7 protein-coding genes are annotated in these 8,640 nt (G+C 35.7%); 2 read left to right on the top strand and 5 right to left on the bottom strand.

Annotated features, from left to right (window positions below; all coding sequences use genetic code 11):
* Nucleotides 1-63: 63 nt before the first annotated feature.
* Both H4J70_RS19050 and H4J70_RS19045 read left to right on the top strand, forming a co-directional pair.
* Complete coding sequence (locus H4J70_RS19050) at nucleotides 64-426, top strand: hypothetical protein (protein ID WP_182251706.1); 363 nt, start codon at nucleotides 64-66, stop codon at nucleotides 424-426.
* Nucleotides 427-1,428: 1,002 nt separating this feature from the next.
* Nucleotides 1,429-3,000: an ATP-binding protein gene (locus H4J70_RS19045; RefSeq protein WP_182251705.1), complete on the top strand. Its 1,572-nt coding sequence runs from the start codon at nucleotides 1,429-1,431 to the stop codon at nucleotides 2,998-3,000.
* Between the two features lie 98 nt (nucleotides 3,001-3,098).
* Here H4J70_RS19045 and H4J70_RS19040 read toward each other — a convergent pair whose 3' ends face one another.
* The 5 genes from H4J70_RS19040 to H4J70_RS19020 form a co-directional block, all read right to left on the bottom strand.
* A complete protein-coding gene (locus H4J70_RS19040; protein ID WP_182251704.1) occupies nucleotides 3,099-3,464 on the bottom strand; it encodes a hypothetical protein in 366 nt (121 codons plus the stop codon).
* Nucleotides 3,465-3,804: 340 nt separating this feature from the next.
* Entirely contained in the window at nucleotides 3,805-5,985 is a 2,181-nt protein-coding gene (locus tag H4J70_RS19035) for a malate synthase G (RefSeq protein ID WP_182251703.1), read from the bottom strand.
* Nucleotides 5,986-6,457: 472 nt separating this feature from the next.
* The gene (locus H4J70_RS19030; protein ID WP_310733510.1) at nucleotides 6,458-7,177 is read right to left on the bottom strand and encodes an LrgB family protein; all 720 of its coding nucleotides are present in this window, start codon (nucleotides 7,175-7,177) and stop codon (nucleotides 6,458-6,460) included.
* On the bottom strand, nucleotides 7,174-7,551 hold the full coding sequence (locus tag H4J70_RS19025; protein ID WP_182216694.1) for a CidA/LrgA family protein: 378 nt from the start codon (nucleotides 7,549-7,551) through the stop codon (nucleotides 7,174-7,176). Before H4J70_RS19025 ends, H4J70_RS19030 begins: the two co-directional genes overlap by 4 nt.
* A 9-nt stretch (nucleotides 7,552-7,560) precedes the next feature.
* Nucleotides 7,561-8,496 (bottom strand): LysR family transcriptional regulator, encoded by a 936-nt coding sequence (locus H4J70_RS19020; protein ID WP_146795953.1) that lies wholly within the window; start codon nucleotides 8,494-8,496, stop codon nucleotides 7,561-7,563.
* Nucleotides 8,497-8,640 lie beyond the last annotated feature (144 nt).

Genomic DNA, 8,640 nt, shown 5'->3' with positions numbered 1-8,640 from the left:
TCCTTTGGAACCCCCCAGGGAGGTCTTTTACCGTCCAAATCTAAAAATTGAGGGAACAAGGGTTTGTCGATTCTTATTGCCTGGCCCTTTTTTTGGTTAGTCAGTTTTGGAGTCTCTGCTCCTATCTCTGAAGTATTTCATTCTTATCCCCATTTTATACTTAATTATCATGCCGGAGTTGTAACCGCTTTCACCGCATTCTTGTTAACGGGCGCTATTATTTTTATTATGCGCAGCTTGTTCAATGTCTGTGCAAGTGAACATACATTTTGGCTAATGTTACCAAGTTTAGGTTTTATTATTTTAGCGATACTCTTTAGTCAGTCAATATTAATAACCATGCTCTACGCCGCATTCCCAGCATTAATTGTTATCTTAACCAGTGCAATAAAGAGACGGATACCTAAATATAAAACGTTAGCGTAAAGTCCTCAGTTAAGTCTTAGTAGCTGATGTTTATTAATGATTGCTCATGTGATGATTTATTTTATTGGTTAACTAATCCTTTAAAAATTATCGAGCTTGCTCTGCAGAGGCAGTAAACTAGGCTTTACTGTCTCTATTGTTAATGCGCTTACAAAGCGCATTGACCAAAATATTACTGCGCCGCTGCGTTGACATCTTGATATTAAAAAAATACGGGCAAGTCGACAAACAAAACTATTAATGATGCCAGTAGTAAATTCATTACACTAATCTCTGATAATTACTTGCATGAACTGTTACCTATTCAAAATTTGTATTTGTTATTCGTATTAAAATAATTAATGTTAAATCAGTATTTATGCGTTATCACCGACTGCATAAAGAGCCGCTGCTACCTCTGGTGTATCTTTTTATATTCATTGTGAAGCTATTGAAAATTTAAAAAACTATATCAATAAGGCGGATATTATTTCTTGTGCTACGCTAAATACACAAGCATTATCTTTTGGTTAATGATTACAAAAAGATCAACATTTAGATATGGTTGGAGCCTATAGACCCAAGATGAGAGAAATGGATAATCTGTGCTTAGTGTGCGCATATTTTTTGTCGACAACATGGAAAGTACCTTACATTAAACTGGCTATTTAGCTATGCTGTTAAAAGCGAAGGCTATACTTGCTGGCCGTATTAATACTGATTTATTTTCGATGTCTGATAAACCTTATTTTGTAGAACATAAGGCAGTAGATATTACTATTTAAAAGGTGCTAGTACAGGCACTAGAATATATAACCGCAGCAATATTTGTCGCTAGATATGTTAATACATCTAAGTCAAACCTTGCTCGTTAGAGGCGTTTTTTTTATGCTGATTGACAGGTTTATGTCGTTATTTTTATTGACATTAAACAAGATCAATATTTAAATGATGTTATAAAAACTTTTTTAAGTAATACAGATAGTCGTATCTATTTTACTGCTTTTATTGATGGTGTGATAAATGGAAAAATCTGGATCCTTTAATAGTAAGTTAAGCCGTAGAGTACTTATTTACATATTGCTATGTAGTTCGGTATTGTCTATCAGCTCAACTTTTCTGCAATTGTATGTTAACTACAATGAAAGTCTAACGACGTTAGATCAAAGATTTAGCAATGTTGAAACAAGTTATCTTCAATCTATATCCACTAGCTTGTGGGATTTTAACGAGCCGTTAGTACAACAGCAAATTCAAGGTATTGTAAAATTACCTGATATTAGTCATGTGAAAATTATCACAGGTTTTGGCAAAACTTATCAGTTTGGTGACGAAAATATCTCAGCCGATAAAGTCGTTGAGTACCCAATATTTTATAGCGAAAATGATATTGGTGTGCTTATTGTTACCGCGAGCTATAAAGATATTTATCAACGATTGTGGCAGCAAGCAGGATTTATTTTAACTGCCGAAGTGATCAAGATTTTTATTGTGGCGTTTTTTATTATATTCATCGTTCATTGGCTTATCACTCGTCATATATATCATATTACTTATTACTCGCAACAAGTTGCGGCTGATAAAATAGATACGCCCTTGGTATTAAGCTCTCGTCCAAAAGCCAAAGACGAACTTGATGAGCTTGCCGAAACGATTAATAACATGCGTACCACTTTAAAAAACGATATCTTAAAGTTAGAAGATGCAGAAAATGCGTTAATTAACCTTAACGGTGAACTTGAAGTAAAAGTGTATGACCGAACGGCTAAATTGGCCTCGAGCAACAACCAATTACAACAATCTTTAGATGACTTAACGTTAGCAAAAGATCAACTAGTACAATCAGAGAAAATGGCCTCTTTAGGGCAATTGGTTGCAGGGGTTGCACACGAAGTTAATACGCCATTGGGTATCTGTGTTACATCAATAACGGCATTAAAAGAGAAAGTCTTGGAGTTAAGCCATTCGGTAGAGACTGAAAATCTGACCAAATCACATTTAACTAAAACCTTGAGTCTGTTGATTGAATATCAGAATATTATTGAAAGGAGTTTAAACAAAGCGGTTGAATTAATCAGAGGTTTTAAATCAGTTGCTGTTGAGCAACATACCGACCCAGAGTTGAAAATTAATTTATCCAGACACGTTAATGATGTTGTTAACACGGTAAAAACTCTCTTTAAACGTAAAAAATATGTCATTAATATCGACGTTGATGAAAAACTTAATTTGCTCACTTATCCAAGTGCATGGAATCAAATTCTGACAAATTTTTTAACCAATTCGCACATTCATGGTTTTGACGAAAGAGAAAGTGGTGAAATCTCAATAAAGTTTGTTGAGGATAATGGCTTTTTAACACTGACCTATAGTGATAATGGCAAAGGATTAGATAGCAGTGTTGTTAATCGTATCTTCGACCCTTTTGTTACAACCAAACGTGGTCAAGGTGGTTCAGGTCTAGGAATGAATATTGTTTATAATTTAGTGGACGCAAAATTAAAAGGCACTATAAAATGCCTAGATACAAAAGTAGGCTGTAGTTTTGAGGTCAGGGTACCGATAAAAGATAAACAAGGTGAACTTGAAGCATAAACCTTATTTTTCTGTTAAAAAAAAGCCCTTGAGGCTTTTTTTTTATTAATAGCCTGAAATGATTTTTAGGCTATTATGATTAAAGTCGTTGTTTGAGTTTAGTCTATTTTAGATAACTGCTTTAAGGGGATGTCACGAGCGTTACCGATATCATCAACAAATAAAGCGGAAATTAACTGCTGCAATTTATCATTAAAAATAATGGCCAATTCAAAATATCCATTTTTAGTGGTTGTTGTAGCTGCGTTAAGTTCTTTTAAGTTATTGTCTGGCTTTAACAAGGGTTTTTCTTTAGCGCCACCTTCATCTACCACTTTAGGAAAAGCAAACATATAAGTAATCGTCTTTAGCTCTTTGTTCATTTGTGCGTTATTTGATTCTGCTGAAGCAGTCGAAAGGGTACAGCACAATCCAATGATGCTGAATATGGCACTTAACGCTACCGTTCTAATTTGTGATTTCATGTTGCGATCCTCGTCTTATAAATTCACATAGCATTGACTACAAAATTTCTGTATTGAAAACAATGTTACTTGTACTATTCTATCTAATTGAAATTGTAACTATATTGTTTACACCCTAACTATAAATTGTTAAGAAATATATAGCCAACAATATAAGTTCAATGGTTAAAAATTTGAGTTTAATGGCTTTTTAGTCTTACTTAACCCAGGTAAATCATCATTAAAAGTGTATTAGTTAGTTAGATAGACAGGCAATTGTGGAGGAAAGTTTCATTGAGCTTAAATAAAAAAAGAAATATTAAGATTAATATTTCTTTTTTAGAGGGCGTATTAGACGAGACTAACTGAGTTGCTTCACTTTTAGTCGGTAACTATGTAATAAAGGTTCGGTATAACCATTAACTTGTGTTGTGCCTAAAAATACTAAATCACAAGCCGCTTTAAAAGCGATACTCTTTTCAAAGTTACTTGCCATTGGTTGATAGTTAACATCATTTTTATTTTGGCTATCAACAGTTTTAGCCATCTTTTTCAAACTGGCTAACACTTGTTGTTCACTACAAACCTCATGCTTCATCCAATTGGCCATATGTTGACTGGAGATACGTAAAGTTGCTCTGTCTTCCATTAAACCGACATTATTAATATCAGGCACTTTTGAACAACCGACACCTTGATCAATCCATCGTACAACGTAGCCTAAAATACCCTGAGCGTTATTATCGAGTTCATCAGAGATCTCCTGCTCACTCCAGTTGGTGTCTTTTGCGAGTGGTATCGTTAAGATATCATCTAAGTTAGCCGGAGTACGTAGCATTAACTTTTTCTGAAGCGCGAAAACATTCTCTCTATGATAATGCAAGGCGTGCAGGGTTGCTGCTGTAGGAGAAGGTACCCAAGCTGTATTTGCCCCTGCTTGTACGTGATTAATTTTAGTAGCTAACATATTCAACATTTGATCAGGAATGGGCCACATGCCCTTACCAATTTGTGCTCTGCCACTAAAGCCACAGGCTAAGCCTACATCAACGTTATTATCTTCATAAGCGCTTATCCAAGGTGTTAACTTGATATCTGCTTTTTTAGCCATAATACCAGCCGCCATTGATGTATGAATTTCATCACCGGTGCGGTCTAAGAAGCCAGTGTTAATAAAGACCACACGAGACTTAGCTTGAGCGATACAAGCCTTTAAATTAACACTTGTACGACGCTCTTCATCCATTATACCCATTTTTATGGTGTTTCTTGTTAACGCTAAAGCATCTTCGACTTGTTCAAATAATGTATTAGCAAAAGCGACCTCTTCTGGACCATGCATTTTTGGCTTAACAATATAAATTGATTTTTCTGCACTATTACAAAATGACTTGGCATCGGCAGTTTGTTGTAAATTAAGGCTAGCGATTAGTGAGGTTACCATGGCATCAATAATACCTTCTGGCACTTCAGAGCCATCAGCTAATAAGATGGCATTGTTCGTCATTAAATGCCCAACATTACGGACAAACATTAAACTACGGCCTTTTAGCGTTAAGTTCGCGCCATCAGTTTGATGATACTGTCTGTCAACCGCCATAGTGCGCTGAATAGTTTTACCATTTTTGACTAAGTCAGTGGTTAAGTTACCTTGCATTAATCCCAACCAGTTTTTATAAGCGACCACTTTATCATCAGCATCAACGGCTGCGACAGAGTCTTCACAATCCATAATGGTGGTTAAAGCCGACTCAAGGGTAATGTCAGAAATACCTGCTTTATCGCTTTTTGCGATAACACTACTTTTATCAAAGTTAATTTCAAAGTGTAAACCATTATGTTCAAACAATAGCGCGGTTGGTGCATCTACTGTGCCTTGATAACCTTTAAAAGCATCGCCATTTGCAAGTTTAACGGTTTCGCCACTTTCAAGTGTAACCGTTAAAAGAGCATCAGATACGTTGTAGTGTTTCGCTTGGACGTGACTACCAGCAGTTAATGGAATACTTTGATCTAAAAATTGTCGGGCAAATTCAATAACCTTTTGACCACGAATGGCATTATAGCCACCAGCGTTTTCAGCCCCATTTTCTGAAGAAATAACGTCGCTACCATAAAGGGCATCATACAAGCTTCCCCAACGAGCATTAACGGCGTTAATGGCAAACCTAGCGTTCATTATTGGTACCACGAGTTGCGGGCCCGCCATTGTTGCTAATTCAGCATCTACATTTTTGGTTGTTATGGCAAAGTCATCAACCTCAGGTACCAGGTAATTAATGTCTTTTAGAAATTTTTTGTATGATGAAAAATCAAAGTTATCGGCAAAGTTATTCTGATGCCAGCCATCTATTTTTGTTTGTAAATCATCACGTGTTGCTAACAAGGCTTTATTGATAGGTGTTAATTTTTCAATGATTGTTGAGAAGTTTTGCCAAAAATCTGTTGGTGAAATTAGGCTATGAGGAAGTACATCCTGTTCAATAAATTGATGTAAACATTGCGCTACTTGGATATTTTGGATCTTTATGTACGGGGTCATCATGTTTCCTCTTGTGCAATCATTTACGCAACTTCTATTTGAATATTTAACTATGGCGTAAATATTTTTATCATAAATGTATTTAACCCTCTTTCTAAAAGAGCATTAAACATAATTAATAACAGTATCTAAGTGCAATGTAGGAGGTATTATTTTTTCATGCAAGAGCTGAAAAAAGTTTCCTAAAGAAATTAGTTGTTATTTTTGTATTTTGATAAGTGATTTTTATTATATCTAAATGATAATTATAGACTATTTGGTTTTTGATTTTATTAAAATCGGTCCAATAACTAATTATTGTTATTAATAATAGCTACCATAAATATTGTGAATGTAAGTTGTTTGATTTGTTTTTTTTGTGAATGTAACTTTTGATAAAGCGCGTTAATCATTTTTCATCAAAAATATTATGGTGAAGCTGTTGCCGAGTATTCATAGTGAGCACTCTATATAGTAAAATCGTTGTGGGCCGTTAGCGTAAAAAAAGTACCAAAGTATTAATAATCATTGGACTAAAGATGGCAGTGATAACCGCTGAAATAATCAAAGCCAAAGAACTGTAGGCGGCATGCTCATAACTCACTTTGCTAATTGTTGCGGTTCCTAATGCATGGCTCGCCGCGCCAATAGCTAAGCCTTGTGCTTTAGGTGAGGTGACCTTAATTAAAGATAGCCAAGGAGGACCTAATAAAGCGCCAAACAATCCGGCTAAAATTATCGCAAACGCAGTGATGGAATTACTGCCATTGAGTTGTTCCGTTAATGCTATGCCAATCGGTGTTGTTACTGATTTCAAAGAAAGCGAAACGGCAATATCGTATTGATTAATGGTCAATAAAGTGATGATGAAACTTATCGATATGGCGATAAATACCCCAACCAATAGCAGTACCATTATATGTCGCCATTGTTTTTTTATCGTTTGAAGATGCTGGTATAACGGGAACCCCAAAGCCACAACAGCAGGCTCTAAGAGTTTATTTAATGAGGCGGTGGCTTGGTAATATTGTTCAAAAGGAATGTTAAATATTAGCAAAAATGGGATCAGCGTTAGAATCGACAACAGCATTGGATTTAACCAGGCTTTTTTTAATTTTTGTTGTAACTTGGCATAAGCATGATAAACCGCAAGTGTAAGCAGTATAAAAAATAAGGCAGCGCTTATCATTGATAAAAGGGGGTGGCTTATCACTTGTTTTGCTCGCTAGTTGCGGTTAATTGCTGTCGATTAAGTTGTCGCTGATAAACAAGTCCAACAAAGGTGAGTAATAAAAAGGTCGTAAAAAAGATGATGGCAATTAAGGTTAAGCCATGCGCTTTAATTAATTCGAAGTGATTAATGATGCCAACACCCGCAGGGACAAAACAAACCGCCATATTAGCCAACGCCCACTCAATACAAGGTTGAATACGCTTGGCATTAAGTATCTTAAAATGCAGTAGCATGGTGAACATCATCATGCCATATAAACTCGCAGGTAAGATAGGCAGGAAAGTCTCAATCACTTTTCCTGCTAACAAACAAATACCTACCGAGAATATACTGTAGATTATATGACTAAACATGGCGTAATATTACCCTTGTGCTGCCGCTTCAATAACCAGTTGTCTAAACCAAATATGGCTAGCATCATGATGTAATAACGGGCTCCAAATCATTTTTAATTCTATATCAGGAATGTCAAAAGGGGGATCAACAATGGTATATTTGTTATCATCTTTGTGTAATAAAGCCGCTTTTGTCGGTAAAGTGGCGATTAAGCCATCTTCATGAGCGAGTTGCATAGCAACATGATAATTACGGGTAAATACCTTTATATCTCTTTGCTTGCCTAAACGTGCTAACGCTTCATCTACCCAACCCAATTTTTGTACGTCTTTGGGATCCATACCCACTCCAACCCCAAAGCCAGTTTTTGACACCCAAACATGCTTTGATGACAGATAAGTATCTAAATTGAATTCAGCTACATAAGGGCTATTCGCACTTAACAAACATGAGAATGAATCACGCCAGATGGTTTTCTGATGAAATGACTGTGGTAATTCATCAAAGCGGTTAATCGCCATATCAATTTTGCCAGCTTCAACATCGTGAAAAGTTACGTCACTTGGCGTCATAATATCAATGGTCACATTCGGCGCAATTTCATTTATTTTTCTTAATAAACTTGGCAGTAACGTTGAAGCCGCGTAATCACTTGCCATAATGCGGAAAACACGTTGGCTGTGCTTTTCATTAAACTCTTCTTCACCCTGCAACGCTTCTTCAAGTTCTAATAAGATTTTTCTGATCACCGGTGCTAAAGCGCGCGAGCGTTCGGTTGGTACCATGCCATCAGATGTTCTTACTAATATCGGATCATTAAATAAGTTTCTTAGTCTTTTTAAACCGTTACTCATTGCCGGTTGGGTAATATTAAGCTGGCTTGCTGAACGAGTAACATTTTTTTCTCTTAATAAAACATCAAGGTAAATAAGGAGATTTAAATCGATTTTAGCAATATTCATAGTTTTTATGACCAACAGAAATAATATAACTAATGTATATGTCATGTGCAGAAAAATAAATCAAGAAGTTTTCATTGTCTAATAAAAATATTAATCAGCTTTTAAAGCGGTAATACTGAGGTTTATGCTTATTACCTATTGAAA

Source organism: Colwellia sp. BRX8-9 (assembly GCF_014077245.1).
Lineage (GTDB): Bacteria > Pseudomonadota > Gammaproteobacteria > Enterobacterales > Alteromonadaceae > Colwellia_A.
This window is presented reverse-complemented; position numbering and strand designations above follow the sequence as displayed.

Coding starts and splice junctions, on each gene's coding strand:
- H4J70_RS19045 (WP_182251705.1), top strand. CDS start 1,429: ATGGAAAAATCTGGATCCTTTAATAGTAAGTTAAGCCGTAGAGTACTT.
- H4J70_RS19040 (WP_182251704.1), bottom strand. CDS start 3,464: ATGAAATCACAAATTAGAACGGTAGCGTTAAGTGCCATATTCAGCATC.
- H4J70_RS19035 (WP_182251703.1), bottom strand. CDS start 5,985: ATGACCCCGTACATAAAGATCCAAAATATCCAAGTAGCGCAATGTTTA.
- H4J70_RS19025 (WP_182216694.1), bottom strand. CDS start 7,551: ATGTTTAGTCATATAATCTACAGTATATTCTCGGTAGGTATTTGTTTG.
- H4J70_RS19020 (WP_146795953.1), bottom strand. CDS start 8,496: ATGAATATTGCTAAAATCGATTTAAATCTCCTTATTTACCTTGATGTT.